Origin of the sequence: Mesorhizobium sp. M0184 (assembly GCF_040322215.1) — a bacterium.
Classification (GTDB): domain Bacteria; phylum Pseudomonadota; class Alphaproteobacteria; order Rhizobiales; family Rhizobiaceae; genus Mesorhizobium.
Genome location: NZ_JAMYSZ010000023.1, coordinates 19,438 through 40,130 on the forward strand (window position 1 = coordinate 19,438; position 20,693 = coordinate 40,130).

The 20,693-nt window shown below is 62.5% G+C and carries 23 protein-coding genes and 1 tRNA gene; 8 read left to right on the top strand and 16 right to left on the bottom strand.

The annotated features are described in order from the left end of the window. The first annotated feature begins 32 nt into the window (after window positions 1–32). Window positions 33–776, top strand: coding sequence for a DUF599 domain-containing protein (locus NKJ23_RS24025; protein ID WP_352682844.1), 744 nt, complete (start codon window positions 33–35; stop codon window positions 774–776). On the opposite strand, the gene NKJ23_RS24030 is transcribed toward NKJ23_RS24025, so the two are convergent. From NKJ23_RS24030 to NKJ23_RS24055, 6 genes are all read right to left on the bottom strand, one after another. Next, window positions 725–1,519 carry a YdcF family protein gene (locus NKJ23_RS24030; RefSeq protein ID WP_352682846.1) on the bottom strand — a complete coding sequence of 265 codons (795 nt, stop codon included), beginning with the start codon at window positions 1,517–1,519 and terminating at the stop codon, window positions 725–727. The genes NKJ23_RS24025 and NKJ23_RS24030 overlap by 52 nt on opposite strands. Window positions 1,520–1,548: 29 nt before the next feature. Continuing rightward, entirely contained in the window at window positions 1,549–3,114 is a 1,566-nt protein-coding gene (locus NKJ23_RS24035) for an amidase (RefSeq protein WP_352682848.1), read from the bottom strand. Continuing rightward, on the bottom strand, window positions 3,114–3,572 hold the full coding sequence (locus NKJ23_RS24040) for a GNAT family N-acetyltransferase (protein ID WP_352682850.1): 459 nt from the start codon (window positions 3,570–3,572) through the stop codon (window positions 3,114–3,116). The genes NKJ23_RS24035 and NKJ23_RS24040 overlap by 1 nt, the downstream gene beginning before the upstream one ends. Window positions 3,573–3,579: 7 nt before the next feature. Further along, complete coding sequence (gatC, locus tag NKJ23_RS24045) at window positions 3,580–3,867, bottom strand: Asp-tRNA(Asn)/Glu-tRNA(Gln) amidotransferase subunit GatC (protein ID WP_352682852.1); 288 nt, start codon at window positions 3,865–3,867, stop codon at window positions 3,580–3,582. Window positions 3,868–3,943: 76 nt separating this feature from the next. After that, on the bottom strand, window positions 3,944–4,360 hold the full coding sequence (locus NKJ23_RS24050) for a hypothetical protein (RefSeq protein WP_352471669.1): 417 nt from the start codon (window positions 4,358–4,360) through the stop codon (window positions 3,944–3,946). A 24-nt stretch (window positions 4,361–4,384) separates the two neighbouring features. Beyond that, window positions 4,385–5,092 (bottom strand): metal-dependent hydrolase, encoded by a 708-nt coding sequence (locus NKJ23_RS24055; RefSeq protein WP_352448796.1) that lies wholly within the window; start codon window positions 5,090–5,092, stop codon window positions 4,385–4,387. Window positions 5,093–5,208: 116 nt separating this feature from the next. Here NKJ23_RS24055 and ruvX point away from each other — a divergent pair, with 116 nt between their 5' ends. Then, entirely contained in the window at window positions 5,209–5,694 is a 486-nt protein-coding gene (gene ruvX / locus NKJ23_RS24060) for a Holliday junction resolvase RuvX (RefSeq protein WP_352448795.1), read from the top strand. Here the strand turns inward: ruvX and NKJ23_RS24065 are convergent. The 3 genes from NKJ23_RS24065 to NKJ23_RS24075 all read right to left on the bottom strand — a co-directional run bounded on the left by NKJ23_RS24065 (window position 5,661) and on the right by NKJ23_RS24075 (window position 8,313). Continuing rightward, window positions 5,661–5,972: a DUF6105 family protein gene (locus NKJ23_RS24065; RefSeq protein WP_352455732.1), complete on the bottom strand. Its 312-nt coding sequence runs from the start codon at window positions 5,970–5,972 to the stop codon at window positions 5,661–5,663. The genes ruvX and NKJ23_RS24065 overlap by 34 nt on opposite strands. Next, complete coding sequence (locus NKJ23_RS24070) at window positions 5,972–6,526, bottom strand: hypothetical protein (RefSeq protein ID WP_352568709.1); 555 nt, start codon at window positions 6,524–6,526, stop codon at window positions 5,972–5,974. The genes NKJ23_RS24065 and NKJ23_RS24070 overlap by 1 nt, the downstream gene beginning before the upstream one ends. A 158-nt stretch (window positions 6,527–6,684) precedes the next feature. Then, entirely contained in the window at window positions 6,685–8,313 is a 1,629-nt protein-coding gene (locus NKJ23_RS24075; protein ID WP_352682856.1) for a DNA alkylation response protein, read from the bottom strand. 155 nt (window positions 8,314–8,468) lie between these two features. Between NKJ23_RS24075 and NKJ23_RS24080 the strand changes: the two genes are divergently transcribed. From NKJ23_RS24080 to NKJ23_RS24100, 5 genes are read left to right on the top strand one after another with little or no spacing between them, the layout of a single operon-like run. Then, window positions 8,469–9,431: an aspartate carbamoyltransferase catalytic subunit gene (locus NKJ23_RS24080; protein ID WP_352448791.1), complete on the top strand. Its 963-nt coding sequence runs from the start codon at window positions 8,469–8,471 to the stop codon at window positions 9,429–9,431. Beyond that, window positions 9,431–10,717 (top strand): dihydroorotase, encoded by a 1,287-nt coding sequence (locus tag NKJ23_RS24085; RefSeq protein WP_352682858.1) that lies wholly within the window; start codon window positions 9,431–9,433, stop codon window positions 10,715–10,717. Before NKJ23_RS24080 ends, NKJ23_RS24085 begins: the two co-directional genes overlap by 1 nt. A 58-nt stretch (window positions 10,718–10,775) precedes the next feature. Further along, window positions 10,776–11,363, top strand: a complete 588-nt coding sequence (gene plsY, locus NKJ23_RS24090; RefSeq protein ID WP_352682860.1) for a glycerol-3-phosphate 1-O-acyltransferase PlsY — start codon at window positions 10,776–10,778, stop codon at window positions 11,361–11,363. Next, window positions 11,360–12,484 (top strand): DNA-processing protein DprA, encoded by a 1,125-nt coding sequence (dprA, locus tag NKJ23_RS24095; protein ID WP_352682862.1) that lies wholly within the window; start codon window positions 11,360–11,362, stop codon window positions 12,482–12,484. The genes plsY and dprA overlap by 4 nt, the downstream gene beginning before the upstream one ends. Before the next feature lie 46 nt (window positions 12,485–12,530). Next, the gene (locus NKJ23_RS24100) at window positions 12,531–12,926 is read left to right on the top strand and encodes a hypothetical protein (protein ID WP_352682864.1); all 396 of its coding nucleotides are present in this window, start codon (window positions 12,531–12,533) and stop codon (window positions 12,924–12,926) included. An 88-nt stretch (window positions 12,927–13,014) separates the two neighbouring features. Here NKJ23_RS24100 and NKJ23_RS24105 read toward each other — a convergent pair. After that, window positions 13,015–13,090: transfer RNA gene (locus NKJ23_RS24105), tRNA-Lys, on the bottom strand. A 308-nt stretch (window positions 13,091–13,398) separates the two neighbouring features. Between NKJ23_RS24105 and NKJ23_RS24110 the strand changes: the two genes are divergently transcribed. After that, window positions 13,399–13,872, top strand: coding sequence for a BA14K family protein (locus tag NKJ23_RS24110; RefSeq protein WP_023674898.1), 474 nt, complete (start codon window positions 13,399–13,401; stop codon window positions 13,870–13,872). A 78-nt stretch (window positions 13,873–13,950) separates the two neighbouring features. Here the strand turns inward: NKJ23_RS24110 and glpK are convergent, their stop codons facing one another. From glpK to NKJ23_RS24140, 6 genes are all read right to left on the bottom strand, one after another. Next, the gene (gene glpK / locus NKJ23_RS24115; protein ID WP_352682866.1) at window positions 13,951–15,444 is read right to left on the bottom strand and encodes a glycerol kinase GlpK; all 1,494 of its coding nucleotides are present in this window, start codon (window positions 15,442–15,444) and stop codon (window positions 13,951–13,953) included. Window positions 15,445–15,590: 146 nt separating this feature from the next. Beyond that, window positions 15,591–17,318, bottom strand: coding sequence for an ABC transporter substrate-binding protein (locus tag NKJ23_RS24120; protein WP_352682868.1), 1,728 nt, complete (start codon window positions 17,316–17,318; stop codon window positions 15,591–15,593). 78 nt (window positions 17,319–17,396) lie between these two features. Further along, window positions 17,397–17,663, bottom strand: a complete 267-nt coding sequence (locus tag NKJ23_RS24125; protein WP_031193610.1) for a DUF2160 domain-containing protein — start codon at window positions 17,661–17,663, stop codon at window positions 17,397–17,399. Window positions 17,664–17,836: 173 nt separating this feature from the next. Continuing rightward, the gene (locus NKJ23_RS24130; RefSeq protein WP_352455723.1) at window positions 17,837–18,751 is read right to left on the bottom strand and encodes a carbohydrate ABC transporter permease; all 915 of its coding nucleotides are present in this window, start codon (window positions 18,749–18,751) and stop codon (window positions 17,837–17,839) included. 1 nt (window position 18,752) lies between these two features. Beyond that, window positions 18,753–19,619, bottom strand: coding sequence for a carbohydrate ABC transporter permease (locus NKJ23_RS24135; protein WP_023674893.1), 867 nt, complete (start codon window positions 19,617–19,619; stop codon window positions 18,753–18,755). A 1-nt stretch (window position 19,620) separates the two neighbouring features. Further along, window positions 19,621–20,688: an ABC transporter ATP-binding protein gene (locus NKJ23_RS24140; RefSeq protein ID WP_352455722.1), complete on the bottom strand. Its 1,068-nt coding sequence runs from the start codon at window positions 20,686–20,688 to the stop codon at window positions 19,621–19,623. Window positions 20,689–20,693 lie beyond the last annotated feature (5 nt).

Below are 20,693 nucleotides of genomic sequence, written 5' to 3' on the forward strand. Positions count from 1 at the left end.
AGCGTTACCGCCGCCTGTGGTAAAAGCAACGCATGAGCGATTCCTTTCACCTATCGACGTCCGACCTTGCGGCGCTGGGGTTCTTCCTTGCCGCGTGGGTGCTGCATACGCTCGCCGCCGACGGAATGCTGGTCAGCCGCATGTCGCTGACGAGGGCTATGAACGCGCAGCGCGAGGCCTGGATGCGGACCATGGCCGAACGCGAGATCCGCATCGTCGACACCGCTATCATGAGCGGGCTGCAACAGGGGACCGCCTTCTTTGCCTCCAGTTCGCTGATTGCGATCGGCGGCTGTTTTGCCCTGCTCGGCGCCTCCGATCAGGTTCTGACCGTGCTCAGCGACCTGCCGTTTGGCGCCACGTCCTCACGCGCGGCCTTCCAGACGAAGGTGTTCGGGCTGGTGCTGATCCTGGCCTTTTCCTTCTTCAAGTTCGGCTGGGCTTACCGGCTGTTCAACTATTGCTCGATCCTGATCGGCGCCGTGCCGATTCCACATGGCGAGGCGTCGCGCAATCCGGTCACCGAAACGGCGGTGTGGCGTGCCGCGCGCATGAACATGCTGGCCGGAAAGCATTTCAATTCGGGCCTGCGCGGCGTGTTCTTCTCGATCGGCTATCTCGGTTGGTTCGTCGATCCCACCGTCTTCGTGCTATCGACGCTGCTGCTTCTGGCGGTACTGGTGCGCCGCCAGTTTTTCTCGGCGGCACGGCAGGCGGTGCTCGGTCAGCCGCCCGGTCCGGGGAAAGGCCGATCGATGCGGCCCGACAGCCAATAGGCGGTGAGCCCTATCCATTCGCGGATCGCAACAGTGGTGACCTCCAGCCAGTCGCCGGGATAAGGCAAGGTGCCGATGCTTTCCTTGCCGGAAGTGCGATAGTCGACCGGCCACGGAACGGTCGAAAAGCCGGCTTTGTCGAACAGCGCCTTGGCGCGTGGCATATGGAAGGCCGAGGTCACCAGCAACCAGGTTTCGCCCGGTTTCGGCGTCGCCAGTTCCCTGGTAAAGACAGCGTTCTCGTAGGTGCTGCGGGACTTGTTCTCGAGGATCAGCCGATCGGCCGCCACGCCGAAAGCGGCAAAAAGACGCGGCGCGGTATCTGCATCGCCTTCGCCGCCGCGGAACGTTTCGATGCTGCCACCGGAGATAACGACTTTCGCTGTCGGAAAGCGCCGCGCCAGCACGACCGCCTCGACCATCCGGTCGCCGCTGGAGTTCATTTCATAGCCGCCACGCACCAAATTGACGGCGCCATCCAGACTGCCGCCAAGCACTATGATACCGTCAACCTTTTCCGGCAGCGGCGGCCTGGGGAAGCGTTCCTCCAGCCGATTGAGCATCATGGGGCCGAGCGGGCTCCATGTCGAAACCGCCAGAATGAGAAAGGCAAGAGCGCTGCCGGCGGTCGCCAACCGTCGCCGCCCGAACATCGCCGCGACCAGCCCCGCCAGCAGCAGGAAGATCGCGAGATTCAACGGCTCGACGAAGAACCCGAGAACCTTGGAGACATAGAAGAACATCCCTCACCCCCCTCAGATGAGAAACGATCTTACCACCATTTTTCCGGCTGAAATGTGCTGGCCGCCTTTTCGATGACATGGGCGGTCTGGAACAGCGTTTCCTCGTCGAAGGGCCGGCCGATCAGCTGCAGGCCGAGCGGCAGCCCCTTGGCGTCGAGCCCAGCCGGAACCGCTATGCCGGGCAGGCCGGCCATGTTCACCGTCACCGTAAAAATGTCGTTGAGATACATCTTGACCGGGTCGGCGGCCATGTCCTCGTCGGCGATGCCGAAGGCGGCGGAAGGCGTTGCCGGCGTCAGGATGACGTCGACGCCTGCTGCAAACACATTTTCGAAGTCACGCTTGATCAGGGTTCGAACCTTCTGCGCCTGTAGATAGTAGGCATCGTAGTAGCCGGCGGAAAGCACATAGGTGCCGATCATGATGCGGCGCTTGACCTCCCGCCCGAAGCCGGCGGCGCGGGTCTTTTCATACATATCGACAATGTCCTTGCCGGGCACGCGCAAGCCATAGCGGACGCCGTCGTAACGGGCGAGGTTGGACGAGGCTTCGGCCGGCGCCACGATGTAATAGGCCGGCAGCGCGTATTTGGTATGCGGCAGCGAGATATCGACGATCTCGGCACCAGCATCCCGCAGCCAGGCAATGCCTTTCTGCCACAGCGCCTCAATCTCCGCGGGCATGTCGTCGACACGATATTCCTTGGGAATGCCGACCTTCATGCCCCTGATCGGGCGGCCGATCGCCGCCTCGTAGTCCGGCACCGGCAGGTCGACGGACGTCGTGTCCTTCGGGTCGACCGAAGCCATCGACTTCAACAGGATCGCGGCGTCGCGGACGTCGCGCGCGATCGGCCCGGCCTGGTCGAGCGACGAGGCGAAGGCTACGATCCCCCAGCGCGAGCAGCGGCCATAGGTCGGCTTGATGCCGACTGTGCCAGTGAAGGCGGCGGGCTGGCGGATCGAGCCGCCGGTATCGGTGGCGGTGGCGCCGGCGCACAGGAAGGCCGAGACCGCTGATGCGGAGCCACCGGACGAACCGCCCGGCACCAGTTGGGCATTGTCCAACGTGCGCGCGGTCCTGGTGCCGCCCGCCGAAACGAAGCCGCCCTCGCCCTGATGCGTCGTCGGCATCACCACCGTGTCGAGGCGCGAACGCCGCCACGGGTTGATGACCGGCCCGTAATACGAGGTCTCGTTGGACGAGCCCATGGCGAACTCGTCCATGTTGAGTTTGCCGAGCATGACGGCACCATCCGCCCACAGATTGGCGGTGACCGTCGATTCGTAGCGCGGCTTGAAGCCGTCCAGCACATGGCTGCAGGCCTGGGTGTGGACGCCTTCGGTGCCGAACAAATCCTTGATGCCGAGCGGGATACCCTCGAGCGACCCGCCCTCGCCCTTGGCCAGTTTCGCGTCGGAGGCCTTGGCCATGTCGCGCGCCTTGTCGTCGGTGACCACCACGTAGGCATTGAGCGCCGGATTGGCTCGCTCGACCGCCGATAGATAAGCCTCGGTGATTTCGGTGGCGGTGATCTCCCTGGAGCGCAATTTGGCGCGGGCCTGCGAAATCGTCAGCTGGGTAAGGTCGCTCATCAGGCAAGGCTCTTTTCGTAAAACACCGACCACTCGGAATCGGGATAATCCAGTACCGGGCCGCAACGCGAAAAACCGGCGCGTTCGTAGACGGTCCAGGCGGCGGGATGACGGTCGCCCGTCTCCAGCACCAGACGCTTAAGCCCTTCTTGGCGCGCCAGCGCCTCGATACGCTCGACAATCTTCGCGCCGATCTTGTGGCCGCGATGCGAAGGTCGCGTATACATGCGCTTGACCTCGCCTACGACAGCATCGTGGCGCTTCAGTGCGCCGCAACCGATGGCAATGCCGTTGTCGCGGGCGATGAAGACGGTCGTGTCGCGGTCCGCCATCTGCTCGACCGTCAAATGGTAGCAATGCTCCGGCGGCGTCAGCTCCAGCAATGTGGCGTTGAGCTCCTCGACCAGCCCACGCACATCGTCCTGCAGCGGCGTCTCAGCCGCGATGTCGATTGCCATCGGCCTGCTACTCCACGACCTTCGGCACAACGAAGAAATTCTCTTCGGTCGCCGGTGCATTGGCGACGATGTCGGCTGCCTTGCCGCCGTCGGTGACGACGTCCTGGCGCTTTTTCATTGCCATCGGCGTGACTGAGGTCATCGGCTCGACGCCGGAAACATCGACCTCGTTCAACTGCTCGACAAAGCCCAAAATGGCATTCAATTCGCCGGTCATGCGCTCTGCATCCTCCTCGCTCACCGCAATGCGGGCAAGATGCGCGACGCGCTTCACGGTTTTTATATCAACGGACATGTTTGTGCCTCGGGGAAAACCAGCGCTATAGCGGCGCGGCGCGTGCCGCGCAACATGCATCGTGCCTTCAACTGCCCTATGGCATCGCCACGCCGTCGCAGAGGAAATAACTGCCGCCGTTGCCGCTCTGCTCGCCTTCGTCGGCGGCAGGCCGAACCGATACCAGGTCGATCTGCTTCGGACTCATCTGTGTCAGTGAGAGAACATCGGGAAAGACGTAGCCCGGCTCCTGGCATATAGCGGTCACCGCCCAGCTTGGTGAGCGTGTCGCTTTGGTGATCTGCAGGAATTCACAATTATATTCGATGCTCTCCAGGCCATTTGCCGACAGCACGATATTGCCGCCCTCGATCACCGTCTGCAGCGTATCCTTTTTGGCCTGCGCGCAGAGGTCCTCCGATTGCAGATAGACGCCCTCGATGAAATTTTCCGCGGCCAGCGTCGGCGACGCGGCAACCAGCATGGAAATGCAAAGAGAATTTCTCAAGCGCATCGTATCGTTCCGGACCGGCTTTCTTTACAGCGTAATCGTCTCGCCGATCTTCGGCAACGCAACTTTCACACCCGATCCATCCAGCCCGGCCACGAATTTGTCGGCGGTCTGATCGATCATCGGAAATGTGCCGAAATGAGCGGGAACGACCGTCTCGAACTTGAAGAAACGCTGGCAGGCAAGGGCTGCTACCGCGCCACCCATGGTGAAGCGGTCGCCGATCGGCACGATGCCGATCTTCGGTTCGTGCAACTCGTTGATCAGCGCCATGTCGGAAAAAATGTCGGTGTCGCCCATATGATAAAGCGTCTTGTCCTCGGGAAAGTGCAGGACGAGCCCACCCGGATTGCCGAGATAGGTATTCTGGCCACCCTCGCCCGGAAAGGACGATGAATGCAGAGCCTGAACGAAGGTGGTGGTGAAGCCGCCGCAATCGACGGTGCCGCCGATATTGCCGGGATTGATCTGCTTGTCACCGACGCCCTTGCCGACCAGGTACATGCAAATCTCGAAATTGGCGACCAGCATCGCGCCGCTCTTCTTGAGCACTTCGATGGCGCCGCTGATGTGGTCGCTGTGGCCATGGGTGAGCAACACGTGCGTGATCCCTTCGGCCGGCCCTTCCCAGCCGCCCGTCCATGACGGATTGCCGACCAGATAGGGGTCGATGAGGATTTTCGCGCCTTCGATTTCGATTCGGAATGCCGAATGTCCGTACCAGGTCAGTTTCATCAATGCTTTCCTCGATTTTTGCTTCGGTAGAGGATAGAACGCCGGCGGCGAAATTAAAGTGCCGCGCACGCTTTGCGCGTATAGGACTTGCGGCGTCGCGGTCAAAGGAAAAGCCGTTGGGCATCATCACCATCGAGGAGTTGCCGGCCCGGCTCGGCGGCGGCAAGACCCTGGCCGGTCTCGACCTCGGCGACAAGACAATCGGCATGGCGGTTTCCGACCGCGGCTTGTCGTTCGCCCACCCGCGCCCCGTCATCATGCGCAGGAAATTCTCGCTCGATGCCGCAGTGCTGCTCGCTCTGCTACAGAAGGAAAATGCCGGCGCCGTGGTGATCGGCCTCCCCATCAACATGGACGGCTCCGAAGGCCCGCGCGCCCAAAAATCCCGCGCTTTCGTGCGCAATATGGCTGGATTGACCGATCTGCCCTTCCTCTTTTGGGACGAACGACTGTCGACGGTGGCGGCCGAGCGGACGCTGATCGAGATGGATTTTTCCCGCAAGAAACGCGCCGGCAAGATCGACTCTGCGGCGGCCGCTTTTATCCTCCAAGGTGTTCTCGACCGGCTTCAGGCGCTCGGCGTCGATGCCTGGTCGAAATAGCGGTTGCGCATCGCCGTGATCCAGCCACCAATCGCCTTGCGGCGGCGAAATGCCCAGAACGCCACCAGCAGCAGCCCATCGAACACGCAAGCTTTCGCCACCATGCCCGGAATAAGCGCCGGATCAACGCCGAGCATCTGTCCATAGAGCTGGAAGACGAGATCGTGTAATTGGCGGCTCAGCATGACATAGCCGAAATTGATGTCGTTGAGCGACAGAAAGAACCAGCCCCAAAACAAGAGGAGCGGAGCCGCCCACAGCGCGAACAAGGTGCGCATCAGCGGTCATCCCTCGAATCCAGCCGGCCGGAAATGCGGGCAAGCGAGGAATTATGCGCCGCTGCCTTGGCCATGACATGCGCGGCCGCTCGGATTTCGCCGGTCCCTGGAACTGCCGCGGCAACGGTCGACCGCCGCTCCGCGAGCATCGCGACATAGGACGCCAGAAGTGCCGCCAATTGCACCGCGACAATCATGAACAGCCCATTGATGCCTTGCGCGGCGCCGCCGATGACGATCAGCGACAGCACGCCCAAGGCGGAAATGAAGGCGATTCGCGTGACGCTATCGGCGGAATCCGGGTTGGTCCTGTCGCTGGTCAGTGCTTCAACAAAGGCCCAGCAGAACAGCACCGCGACGACAAGCAGTGCCACGGCGAGCGGCGCCACAACGACGGCGTTTTCGAGATCGGCAAATCGAGTATTCTGGACGGGAACGCCCAGTACGCCAAGGGCCGTCGCCACGCCTCGATTCCCGTCGATGCAAATGAACGCCAGCAGGGCGAAAACGGCCGCCCAATGCAATGCCAGAAAAGAGCTCAGAATATGCCGCATGACGCTCCTGCTTCGCAGGGCAAAGCCGCTCAGCTGAACAATCCTTGCCTTAACCATAACATTGGGCTTTGCCACCGGCCGCCGCAATGGAAACCATTCGTTAAGGTTAACGGCCATCCACAGGGTCACGAGAGCGGCAGCGAATTGGGCGACGGCCCTTAGTTGATCGGCGGGTAGAGCGTATCGATGATCATGCGCGCATCATGGCGGGAATCGATCATGCCATAGGTATTGCGCCACTGGCCGGCGAGGCGCGTTTCGACGAAGGCGTCGGCGATCCGCCCTGCCCCCAGCCTGCGAAGCTCTGCCGCCGCCGCCGACAATGCCAATTGCTCGGTCAAGAGCCGCGCCGAGCCCTCGTCGGTTGCAGCGACCTGCATTGCCGCCTTGAGCACGCCGACGGTGCCGCGTCCGCCGGCGCCGAGATCGCGGTCGATGCCGGCCAGCACGTCATCGAACAGGCCGGGTGCACGCCCCAGCACACGTAGCACGTCGAGCGCCATGACGTTGCCGGATCCCTCCCAGATCGCGTTGACCGGAGCTTCGCGATAGTAGCGGGCGAGCGGCCCCTCCTCGACATAGCCATTGCCGCCGAGGCACTCCATCGCTTCATAGAGCAGCGGCGGCGCAATCTTGCAGACCCAGTATTTGACGACCGGCGTCATGGCGCGGGCGAAGGCCGCCTCGCCGCGGTCGCCGGCCGCCTCGTCGAAGGAGCGCGCCAGCCGGAACGACAGCGCGGTAGCGGCGGCAACGTCGAGCGCCATATCGGCCAGCACACGCTGCATCAGCGGCTGCTCGACCAGATTGGTTCCAAACACCTTGCGGTGGCGCGTGTGGTGGACGGCCTCGGCCAGTCCGGCTCGCATGATCGCCGATGAGGCGACGGCACAGTCGAGCCGCGTCAGGGTCACCATGTCCATGATCGTCTTCACGCCCGCGCCCGGCTCGCCGACCATCTCGCCGATGGCATTGACGAATTCCACCTCCGACGAGGCATTGGAGCGGTTGCCGAGCTTGTCCTTCAGCCGCTGAAAGCGGAAGCCGTTGCCGGATCCGTCGCCGAGCAGGCGGGGAACGAGAAAGCACGACAGTCCCTCCGGCGCCTGTCCGAGCACCAGGAAGGCATCCGACATCGGCGCCGACATGAACCATTTGTGGCCGGTCAGGCGATAAAACCCGCTGCCCGCGCGCTCGGCCCTGGTGACGTTGGCACGGACATCGGTGCCGCCTTGCTTCTCGGTCATGCCCATGCCGAGTGTCAGCCCGGCTTTTTCGACCGGAGGCTTTTGGCTTTGATCGTATTTGCGCGTCGTCACCCGAGGCGCCCATTCGCGAAACAGCTTCGGGCTGGCCATCAGCGCTGCCAGCGAAGCGCTGGTCATGGTGATCGGGCAGAGATGTCCGGTCTCGAGCTCAGCCGTGAGGTAAAAGCGTGCAGCGCGCACCTGGTGGCGGCGGCCGATCTCGGCGTCGCCATTCTCCCAGACCGACGAATGCAGCCCGTTGGCAACAGAGCGGCGCATGAGCGCGTGATAGGCGGGATGGAACTCGACCTGGTCGACGCGCCGGCCCTGGCGGTCATGGGTCCTGAGCTTCGGCATCTCGACATTGGCAAGACGGGCCAGTTCCTGCGCCTCATGGGTCAGAACGAAACGGCCAAGCCCGTCGAGGTCCTTGCGCACCGAATCGGAAAAGCGCTCGGCAAGCTGGATAAGCAACGGATCGCCCCGCCAGGCGTTGCCGCCGGCCAGCGGCGGCGGCTGGTTGGTCACGTCGTCAGTCACGCTTCGTCCTTATCACCTGAAGGCTGCGAATCCAAAGCCAAGGCGGTTTATAGCCTATGGCCAGCGGCGCGCGACGAAAATACCGGGGAGAACCAATCCAATCCCAAGCCGGTGCTTGCAGCCGCGGAGCCTCCCCCCTATAGCAGCGACTTGAGATGACCGACGCATCGTCCCTGCCGCTTTATCCCCACCGCCATCTTCTGGGCATCCGCGATCTTTCCCCTGCCGACATCGAGCTTCTGCTCGACCGGGCGGACAGGGCCGTTGCCATCTCGCGGCAGTCGGACAAGAAGACATCGACGCTGCGCGGCCGCACCCAGATCAATCTCTTCTACGAAGCCTCGACCCGTACGCAATCGTCATTCGAGCTGGCCGGCAAACGGCTCGGCGCCGACGTCATGAACATGTCCGTAGCGAGTTCGTCGGTGAAAAAGGGCGAGACGCTGATCGATACGGCGATGACGCTGAATGCCATGCGTCCCGACATATTGATCATCCGCCATCAATCGGCCGGCGCGGCAGCACTTCTTGCCCAAAAAGTCGGCTGTTCGGTGGTCAATGCCGGCGACGGCGCCCATGAGCACCCTACCCAGGCGCTGCTCGACGCACTGACCATCCGCCGCGTCAAGGGTCCGTTGTCGAAGCTGATCGTGGCGATCTGCGGCGACATCCTGCATTCGCGCGTGGCCCGCTCCAACATCATCCTGCTCAACGCGCTTGGTGCCCAGGTCAGGGTCGTCGCCCCTTCGACGCTTTTGCCCGCCGGCATCGAGAAGATGGGCGTCATCGTCACACGTTCCATGGCCGAGGGTCTGAAGGACGCCGACGTGGTAATGATGCTGCGCCTGCAGCGCGAACGCATGGAAGGCGCTTTCGTACCGTCGGTGCGCGAATATTTCCGCTATTTCGGCCTCGACGCGGAGAAGCTGAAGGCGGCCAAGGACGGTGCGCTGGTCATGCATCCCGGCCCGATGAACCGCGGCGTCGAGATCGCCTCCGAGATCGCCGACGGCCCGCAAAGCGTTATCCAGGAACAGGTTGAGATGGGCGTCGCCGTGCGCATGGCGGTTATGGAAGCGCTGCTCGACCCCCGTCGAAATCACGAGGGCCGCGCCTGATGAGCATTACGGTCTTCCGCCGGGCCCACATCGTCGACCCGTCGCGCGGCATCGATGAGGTCGGCACCGTCATCGTTGAAGGCCGCAAAATCGTTGCCGCCGGCAAGGCGGCCTTGAACCAGGGCGCGCCCGACGGCGCCACCATCATCGACTGCGCCGGCAAGACTATCATCCCCGGATTGATCGACGCGCGCGTCTTCATCGGCGAACCCGGCGGCGAACACCGGGAGACCATTGCTTCGGCGAGCATCGCTGCGGCGGCCGGCGGCGTCACCTCAATCGTCATGATGCCCGATACCGACCCGGTGATCGACAATGTCGCACTGGTCGAGTTCGTGCTGCGCACCGCCAAGGACACCGCAATCGTCAACATCTTGCCGGCAGCAGCGATCACCAAGGGGCTGGAAGGCCGCGAGATGACCGAATTCGGCCTGCTGCGCGAGGCCGGCGCGGTCGCCTTCACCGATGGCCGGCATTCTATTGCCAGCGCGCTGGTGATGCGCCGCGCGCTGACCTATGCGCGCGATTTCGGTGGCGTCATCGCGCATGAAACCCAAGACGCCGACCTCGCTTCGGCCGGCGTGATGAACGAAGGCCTTTACGCAAGCTGGCTTGGCCTTGCCGGCATTCCGCGCGAAGCCGAATCGGTCCCCTTGGAGCGCGATCTCGCGTTGGCTCGCCTGACCGGCGGCGCCTATCACGCTGCCAAGATTTCGACGGCTATGGCGGCAAGCGCGGTAGCACGCGCGAAAGCCGATGGCGCCAATGTCACATCAGGCGTGTCGATCCACAATCTGTCGCTCAACGAGAATGATGTCGGCGAGTACCGCACCTTCTTCCGGCTGACGCCGCCGCTGCGCGCCGAGGAAGACCGGCTGGCGATGATCGAAGCGATCAAGGACGGCACCATCGATCTCATCGTCTCCTCGCACGACCCGCAGGACGTCGACACCAAGCGCCTTCCCTTTGCCGATGCCGCGGCCGGCGCCATCGGCCTGGAAACGCTGCTAGGCGCAGCGCTGCGGCTCTATCACAATGGCGACGTGACGCTGCTCCGGCTGGTCGAGACACTGTCGACCGCGCCGGCAAGATTGTTCGGCCTGCCCGGCGGCACGCTGAAACCGGGGGCATTGGCCGACCTTTCGCTCGTCGATCTGGACGAGCCATGGGTCGTCAGCGAGAGCGGCATCCGCTCACGCTCGAAAAACACCTGTTTCGAAGGCGCACGACTGCAAGGCAAGGTCTTGCAAACGATGGTGGCGGGCCGCACAGTGTTTTCGGCCTAGGACGAAAACAGGTGTCACGGCTTAAAATCCGCTCAGCCAAGGAAAGTTCGGGGGAACAATGGCTTACAGTCCCGTCTTGGCATTGGTGTTCGGCTATCTTCTCGGCTCGATCCCGTTTGGCCTGCTGATCACCCGTGCCGCCGGCCTCGGCGACGTGCGCAACATCGGCTCCGGCAACATCGGCGCCACCAATGTGCTGCGCACCGGCAACAAGAGCTTGGCCGCGGCCACGCTTCTGCTCGACGCCCTTAAAGGCACCGCGGCGGTGCTGATCGCAGGCCGCTTTGCGCCCGAGTTCGGACTTTGGGCCGGCTTCGGCGCGTTTTTAGGTCATCTCTTTCCGGTCTGGCTCGGCTTCAAGGGGGGCAAGGGTGTCGCCACTTACCTTGGCGTGCTGATCGGCCTTGCCTGGCAGGCGGCGCTGATCTTCGCCGTCGTCTGGCTGGCGGTGGCCTTCCTGTTCCGCTTCTCCTCGCTTGCGGCACTGACGGCAGCAGTCGTGGTGCCCATGGCGCTGTATTTCCTGAGCACGCCGCAGATTGCCGGGCTTTTCGCGGCGATGAGCCTAATCGTCATCGTAAAGCACCGCGCCAACATTGCGCGGCTGCTTGCCGGCACCGAGGGTAAGATCGGGGCCAAGGAGTGAGCGAGCCCGACGCCGGGCCGCGCCTCAGCGACCGGCAGCGGCTGAGCTGGCTTCGTCTGATCCGCACGCCGAATGTCGGCCCGGCTTCCTTTCGCGACCTGATCAACCGGTTCGGTTCGGCCGAAGCAGCGCTATCGATGCTGCCCGAGCTGATGATTTCGGGTGGCGCCAAAAAAATCGTCCGCATCCCGTCCATTGCCGAGACCGAGGCGGAGCTGGAGACCGCCCGGCGGGCTGGCGCCCGCTTCGTCGGCATCGGCGAAGCGGATTATCCGCCGCTGATGAAAAGCATGGATCATCCGCCGCCGCTGCTCGCGGTCAGGGGCAATAGCGCGGTGTTCCGCTTGCCAGCGGTCGCCATCGTCGGCGCTCGCAACGCATCGCTGGCCGGCATCAAGATGGCGCGGATGCTGGCGGCGGATCTCGGCCGCGACGGCTATGGCATCGTCTCCGGCCTGGCGCGCGGCATCGATACGGCCGCGCACCATGGCAGCCTTGCGACTGGCACAATCGGCGTGCTCGCCGGCGGCCTCGATTTGCCCTACCCGCCCGAAAATGCCGGCCTGTGCGACGAGATTGCCGAGCGCGGCGGCGCCATCGTCTCCGAAATGCCGTTTGGCTGGCAGCCGCGCGCGCAGGATTTCCCGCGCCGCAACCGGCTTGTCGCGGGTGCTGCATTAGGGTTGGTGGTGGTCGAGGCCGCACAGCGCTCCGGCTCACTGATCAGCGCCCGGCTTGCCGGCGAGATGGGCCGCCTGGTCTTTGCCGTTCCCGGTTCGCCGCTCGATCCGCGCGCTGCCGGCGCCAATGGCCTGCTCAAGGACGGCGCAACCCTTGTCACCGAGGCCGCCGATATCACCAGTGCGATCGCCCCGCTGGTCGGCGCCTGGGCCCCAAGGACATCGCCGCTTGAGGAGCCGCCCGACTTTTCGGCAACGCCGCCGCCGCGCGAGGACGACCGCGACCGCGTCGTCGAGGCGCTCGGCCCGACGCCGGTAGCAGTCGACGAGATCATCCGCCACACCGGCCTGCATCCCGCCCAAGTGTTCATGGTGCTGCTGGAGCTCGACCTAGCCGGACGGCTCGAGCGCCATGCTGGCGGCAATGTCTCGCTGATTTGACCGAGAGCTTGCGCATGTCCCGGCACGCAATTCCGACGTGATCCCGATGGCCGATCCGAGCAACAAGCCAAAGCAGACGCTGTTCACTCGCACGACGGCCCTCGTCTGGTCAGCGCTGAGCGTCATGCCGGCGCTGCAATGGTCCGCCGATCTCGGCATGCTGGGTTCTCCTGATGGCTACATAACGCCCTTCGCAAGAGCGACCAGCACGCTTCGGGGCATTCTGACCGCAGCCTGCATGGCCCAGGGTCTCTACTTTTTCCTGGCCGGCGTGTTCGGCAGAAAGGTAAGCGCCGTCGGTCTTTGCCTGCAAATCCTTGCCGGAGCAGTTCTCACCGTGGCGCCAGTGCTTATCGTGAAGGATTGTCCGCATTCACAGCTGTGCAGCAGAGCCTATGAGGCGCTCACCGGCACGATGATGGACGATGGAGCGGGCGGCTAAAGCCACTGCATGCGTTCGGCACGAGGTTGTCACCCATGTCTTAGGTACAATCTGTTACCTATGTCTCCGGGTTGGACAATCTTGATTTTGGTGAGCGCGATGGGATTCGAACCCATGACCTACTGATTAAAAGTCAGTTGCTCTACCGGCTGAGCTACGCGCTCCCGCGGGCTCAGAAAGGCCGCCCTCGAAATTGCGCGGAACATAGGGAGAGTGCCTCTGCCGGTCAACCGGAAAAAGACGGCTCGCAAACCGGACTGTCCTGCAGTGTCATCATGCCTTGCGGAGCGCTTCGGCGTCGACGGAACGGCCTCCCTCTCGCGCAAGGCCGAAGCTCGCGCTTTGCGGGACAAGCGCAAGCAGCGAATCGAGAGAACCTTTGCAGATCAGCAACTTGGGATTTTTGGCGGAACAATTTGCGCAGCCTGTCCGTTTTTCCGCGACAAGGGACACGCGTTTCAAGGAGAAGATCATGAATAGGATCATGTCGGGCCTGCTGGCGACCACCCTTTCGATCTCATTCGCTGCCGCGGAGATCGTGCCAGTCAACGCTCAGCCCAGCTATGCGCCCCCTGCCCAGGGGCTCACCTCGAATGTCCAGACCGTCCAGTACGAGCCGTGGCGGAGGCACCGGAATTTCAATCGCGATTTCTCGCGTCGCGATTTCCGTCGCAATTTTTCGCGTGACGACGGCATGTACTGGCGTGGCCATCGCGGCTATCGCGAATATCGTCGCGGCTATCGCCGTCACGGCGATTTCTGGTTCCCGCTGGCTGCGTTTGCTACTGGAGCGCTGATTACCGGCGCGATCGTCAACCAGAATCGTGTCTATCGTGGCGATGCCCACGTGCAGTGGTGCTATGACCGTTATCGGAGCTATCGCGCTTCTGACAACACTTACCAGCCCAACTACGGTCCGCGCCGGCAGTGCCGGTCGCCTTACTGAGTCCCAGATTAGAGGCTGCAAGCCCGCGCCCGAAACGGCGCGGGTTTTTCATTAGTGCGAATCCGGCGGCATCCCTGCCTATTGCGTACTTAGCGTCCTGCGCACAGCGTGGCGCCAACCTGCCAGCTTGGCGGCACGTGTCGAAGCATCCATGTCCGGCTTGAACCGGCGCTCGAGCGCCCAACTCCTGGCGAATTCCGCGGCCTTCGGCCAGACACCCGCCTTCGAGCCGGCCAGCCAAGCCGCACCGAGTGCTGTTGTTTCGAGAATTGTCGGCCGGTCGACCGGCGCATCGAGAATGTCGGCCAGCCGCTGCATGGTCCAGTCCGACGCCACCATGCCGCCATCGACCCTGAGCACGGTCTTGGCCGAGGCGGCCTTCCAGTCCTTGCGCATGGCGTCAAGCAGGTCGCGTGTTTGGAACGCAACGGATTCCAGTGCCGCGCGGGCAAATTCCGCCGGCCCCGAATTGCGGGTCAGCCCGAAGATGGCGCCGCGCGCTTCGGCATCCCAATGGGGCGCGCCGAGCCCGACGAAAGCAGGCACCAAATAGACGTTCTGCGTCGGATCGGCTTCCGCTGCCAATTTGCCGCTATGCTCGGCCTTGCCGATTACCTTGATGCCGTCCCGCAGCCATTGCACGGCGGCGCCGGCGATAAAGATCGAGCCCTCCAGCGCATAGGTGGTCTTGCCGTTCAGCCTGTAGGCGATGGTGGTCAAAAGCCGGTTCTTCGAACGAACCAGATCGCTTCCGGTGTTGAGCAGCGCGAAGCAACCGGTGCCGTAGGTGGATTTCATCATGCCCGGTTCGAAACAGGCCTGGCCGATCGCCGCCGCATGCTGGTCGCCGGCCACACCGAGGATTCTAATCTCTGCACCAAACAGGCTTTTGTCGGTGATTCCAAAATCATCGGCACAATCTTTCACCTGCGGCAGCATTCTTGCAGGTATGCCGAAAATGGCCAGCAGCTCGTCGTCCCAGGCGTTTTGTTCGATGTTGTAGACCAGTGTGCGCGAGGCGTTGGTGGCGTCAGTGGCGTGGACCTTGCCGCCAGTCAGGCGCCAAATCAGGAAACTGTCGATGGTGCCGGCCAGCAGTTCGCCCTTCTCGGCGCGTTTTCTGGCGCCCTTCACCTTGTCCAGCATCCAGGCGATCTTGGTGCCGGAGAAATAGGGATCGAGCAGCAGGCCGGTCTTTTTCGTGAATTTCTTCTCCAGCCCCAGCTTCTTCAGTTTCTGGCATAGCGGCGCGGTGCGGCGGTCCTGCCAGACAATCGCGTTGTGGATCGGCTTGCCGGTCTCCTTGTCCCAGATGACGACGGTTTCGCGCTGGTTGGTGATGCCGATCGCGGCGACTTCCGCTGCGTTGCGGCCGGCTGTCTTCAGCGCGGCTTTCACCGTTTCCACGACGCTTGCCCATATCTCCTCGGGATCGTGCTCGACCCAGCCGGAGGCCGGATAATATTGGGTGAATTCCTTTTGCCCGCTGCCGACGACCTTCATCTTGTCGTCGAACAGGATCGCCCGGCTCGATGTCGTCCCCTGGTCGATTGCAAGGATATATCCGGTCATTCTCTCTCCCGTCGAAGCGAGTTCAAAGGTGCTGCGATTTCTCGACGCCGGATGGCGCGGAGCCGTTCACGCAAACAGGGGAGACGGCAACATGCCGCCTCCCCTGAGCATGGCGATGCGGGCGCGGACGCCCGCATCAAACGGTCCTATTGCTGCCAGCTCTTCACCAGCTCGTCGTAGTTGATGGTGACCGGCTTTTCCTTCTCGTTCTCGATCTTGAGCTGAGGAGCGAGATTGCCCTTCTTGACCGCGTCCGCATTCCAGTAGGCGAGGTCATGCTCTTCGGCCATCTTCGGGCCAATATCGCCCTGGACGCCCGACTTCTCGATGCGGCTCATCACCTTTTCCTGCTCGGCGCAGAGCGAGTCCATTGCTTCTTGCGCGCTCTTGGCGCCCGACGAAGCATCGCCGATCGCCTGCCACCAGAGCTGTGCCAGCTTCGGATAGTCCGGCACGTTGGTGCCGGTCGGCGACCACTGGACGCGCGCCGGCGAGCGGTAGAACTCGATCAAGCCGCCGAGCTTTGGCGCACGTTCGGTGAAGCTCTTGTCGTGGATCGTGCTCTCGCGGATGAAGGTCAGACCGACATGGCTCTTCTTCACGTCGACCGTCTTCGAGGTGACGAACTGCGCGTAGAGCCAGGCGGCCTTGGCGCGGTCGGTCGGCGTCGACTTCATCAGCGTCCAGGAACCGACGTCCTGATAGCCGAGCTTCATGCCGTCCTTCCAGTAGACGCCATGCGGCGACGGCGCCATGCGCCACTTCGGCGTGCCGTCGTCGTTCAGCACCGCCTTGGCGCTGGCGTCGACCATGCTGGCGGTGAAGGCGGTGTACCAGAAGATCTGCTGGGCAACCGCGCCCTGCGCCGGAACTGGCCCCGATTCGGAGAAGGTCATGCCTTGGGCTTCCGCCGGTGCATAGGCCTTCAGCCAATCGAGGTACTTCTGGATGGCATAGACGGAAGCCGGACCATTGGTGTCGCCGCCGCGCGCCGTGCAGGAACCGACCGGACGCGAATTCTCGTCGACCTTGATGCCCCATTCGTCGACGGGCAGACCGTTCGGAATGCCCTTGTCGCCGTTGCCGGCCATCGACAGCCAGGCGTCGGTGAACCGCCAGCCGAGCGACGGGTCCTTCTTGCCATAGTCCATATGGCCGTAGACCTTCTTGCCGTCGATCTCACGCCCGGTGAAGAACGCTGCAATGTCCTCATAGGCCGACCAGTTCACCGGCACGCCGAGGTCGTAGCCGTATTTGGCCTTGAAGTCCGCCTTGTTCTTCTCGTCGTTGAACCAGTCGTAACGGAACCAGTAGAGGTTGGCGAACTGCTGGTCGGGAAGTTGGTAGAGTTTCTTGTCGGGCGCGGTGGTGAACGAAGTGCCGATGAAATCCTTCAGGTCGAGATTCGGGTTGGTGACATCCTTGCCGTCGCCTGCCATCCAGTCGGTCAGGTTGCGCACCTGCTGGTAGCGCCAGTGCGTGCCGATCAGATCGGAATCGTTGACCCAGCCGTCATAGAGGTTCTGGCCGGTCTGCATCTGGGTCTGGATCTTCTCGACGACGTCGCCTTCCTGGATGACGTCATGCGTAACCTTGATGCCGGTGATGGCCGTAAAGGCCGGCGCCAGCACCTGCGATTCATACTGATGCGTGGCGATGGTTTCGGAAACCACCTTGATATCCATGCCGGCGAAAGGTTTCGCGGCATCGATGAACCATTGCATCTCGGCTTCCTGGTCGGCGCGCGAAAGCGTCGAAAGGGGCCCGATTTCCTTATCGAGGAAGGCCTTGGCCTCGTCCATTCCGGCATAGGCATTGCTTGCCCCGAGCAACAGGACAAGCGCAGTTGTTGATGTCAAGAATTGCCGTCGCATGTATTTCCTCCACTGTTAAAGTTCAAAGTGCGATCTGGATCGGCGGCCGGCACGCCGCCGTTCCAACAGTTTCCCCCTCTATACGTAGCGGAACACGCCGACGGCGTAGACCACGGAGAGAGCGAGAGCCCACCACAGATTGGGTCCGACTAGACCCAGCCAAGCGAGATGGATAAAGGCGCTGCCAAGCAGCGACAGGAACAGGCGGTCGCCACGCGTCGTTTCGAACCGCAGCACGCCGACGCGCGGATTGCCGCCCGGCGAGACGTATTCCCACACCGCCATGCCGCAAAGCAGCAGAAAGATGGTTCCAAAGAAGGCCGCGGTCGGCCACGTCCAGGCCATCCACGAAAAATCGAGGTTGGACGAGAGGTTAAATCCCCACAGGCGGATATTAGCCGGATCGCTGAAGCCTACCGTTATTGCCACGAAATCGATTTGAAGTGCCACCCAGGCCACGACGACCAGGGCGAGAAGCAGCACGGCCCACCACCATGGGCTTCTGTCGACCTGCTCCATCATACCCTCCCCAGGGCAAAGCCCTTGGCGATGTAGTTGCGCACAAACCAGATGACGAGCGCGCCGGGAATCAGCGTCAGCACGCCGGCTGCGGCGAGCAGCCCCCAATCCATGCCGGCGGCCGAAACGGTGCGGGTCATGGTCGCGGCGATCGGCTTGGCATCGGTTGTCGTCAGCGTACGGGCGATCAAGAGCTCCACCCACGAGAACATGAAGCAGAAGAAGCACGCGACGCCGATGCCGCTCGCAATCAGCGGCATGAAGATCTTGATGAAGAAGCGCGGGAACGAATAGCCGTCGATATAGGCGGTCTCGTCGATCTCCTTGGGTACGCCCGACATGAAGCCTTCGAGGATCCACACCGCCAGCGGCACGTTGAACAGGCAATGCGCCAGAGCCACGGCGATGTGGGTGTCGATAAGGCCGAAGGCCGAATAAAGCTGGAAGAATGGCAGCGCGAACACCGCCGGCGGCGCCATGCGGTTGGTCAGCAGCCAGAAGAACAGATGCTTGTCGCCGAGGAAGCGATAGCGCGAAAAGGCATAGGCAGCAGGCAGTGCCGCAGCCACCGAAATCACCATGTTCATAACCACATAGGTGATCGAGTTGATGTAGCCCGAATACCAGGACGCGTCGGTGAAGATGGTGCGGTAATTCGCCAATGTCGGTGCGTGCGGGTAGAGCGTCAGCGACGAGACGATCTCGCCATTGGTCTTGAAGCTCATATTGATGAGCCAGTAGATCGGCAAAAGCAGAACGATGATGTAGAGCGTCGGCACGATCCACCACCAGCGCGACTCCTCGCCGCGACGGCGCATCAGCCGTGCGATCTCGTCCTGCCGTAGCGGGCTGGCAAGCCCTTCCGAAGCTGTCGTCTCGCTCACTCTGTCGGCTCTTTCGTCAGCGCGGCTCATCTCAGCGCTCCGCGTCGTAATTGGTCATCACGGTGTAGAACACCCATGACAACAACAGGACGATAAGGAAGTAGACCAGCGACATCGCCGCCGCCGGGCCGAGGTCGAACTGGCCGAGCGCCGTCTTGACGAGATCGATCGAAAGAAAGGTCGTCGAGTTGCCGGGTCCGCCGCCGGTCACCACGAACGGTTCGGTGTAGATCATGAAGCTATCCATAAAGCGCAGCAGCACGGCGATCAGCAGCACGCGGTTCATCTTCGGCAGCTGGATGTAACGGAACACCGCCCAGCGCGAGGCACCGTCGATCTTGGCCGCCTGATAAAAGGCATCCGGGATCGAGACCAGGCCGGCATAGCAGAGCAGAACGACGAGGCTGGTCCAATGCCAGACGTCCATGATGATGACCGTGACCCAGGCGTCATATGGGTCTTGCACATAATTATAGTCGATGCCGAGCGCGTTGACGTAATAGCCGAGCAGGCCAATGTCGTTGCGCCCGAACACCTGCCAGATGGTGCCGACGACGTTCCACGGGATCAGCAGCGGCAACGCCATCAAAACAAGGCAAACAGGCACGCCCCAACCCTTCTTCGGCATATTGAGCGCAATGAAGATGCCGAGCGGCACTTCGATCGCCAGGATGATGAAGGAGAAGACAAGGTTGCGGATCATCGCCTGCCAGAAGCGGCTGGAGGAAAGCAGTTCCTCGAACCATTCCGTGCCGGCCCAGAAGAAGACGTTATTGCCGAAAGTGTCCTGCACCGAATAATTGACGACCGTCATCAGCGGTATGACCGCCGAGAACGCCACCAGCAGCAGCACCGGCAGCACTAGGAACCAGGCTCTGTTGTTCCAGGTCTTTTCCACTTCAGGCTCCCATCTCGACGCGCCAGGAATCGGCATAGATGTTGATGCCGGCCGGGTCGAACCGCACCTTCGGATCAGCCGGAACTGTCTCGTCCTCGCCGATGACGGCGGCGATCTCGCGTCCTTCGAGATTGGCACGGACCACCTTGTGGCGGCCGACGTCCTCGACCTTGCTGACCCGGACGGCCATGCCCTGGCTGCCCAGGCGCACATATTCGGGACGGATGCCGAGCTCGATGGCGCCGCCGCCCGCCTTGGGCACGCCCGGCAGTTCGATCTGCTGCGAGCCCAGCTTCGCTGTCTTGCCGTCAATCGCCACCGGCATGACATTCATGCCGGGCGAGCCGATGAAATAGCCGACAAAGGTGTGGCGCGGGCGCTCGAACAGCTCCGCCGGTGTGCCGATCTGCACGATTTCGCCGTCATACATGACGACCACCCTGTCGGCGAAGGTCAAGGCCTCGGTCTGGTCGTGCGTGACATAGACCATGGTGTAGCCGAAGCGGCGGTGAAGCTGCTTCAACTGCGAGCGCAGCACCCATTTCATATGCGGGTCGATGACGGTCAAAGGCTCGTCGAACAGGATGGCATTGACGTCGGAGCGCACCAGCCCGCGTCCGAGCGAGATTTTCTGCTTCTGGTCGGCGGTCAGTCCGCGCGCCTTTCGTTTGGCCATATCGGCCAGCCCGGTCATCTCCAGCGTCTCGCGCACCTTGCGGTCGACGTCGGCCTCCGGCACGCCGCGATTGCGCAGCGGGAATGCCAGATTGTCGTAGACGGTCATCGTGTCGTAGATCACCGGGAACTGGAAGACCTGGGCAATGTTGCGCTCTTGGGTCGACAGATTGGTCACGTCCCTGCCGTTGAACAGCAGCTGGCCATGCGAGGGATGCAGCAATCCCGAAATGATGTTGAGCAGCGTGGTCTTGCCGCAGCCGGATGGGCCGAGCAGCGCATAAGCGCCGCCATCCTCGAACGTGTGGTGCACTTCCTTCAGCGCGAAATCGGCATCCGTGCGCGGGTTCTGCAGATAGGAGTGGCGGATATGATTGACATCGATGCGCGCCATCGCTT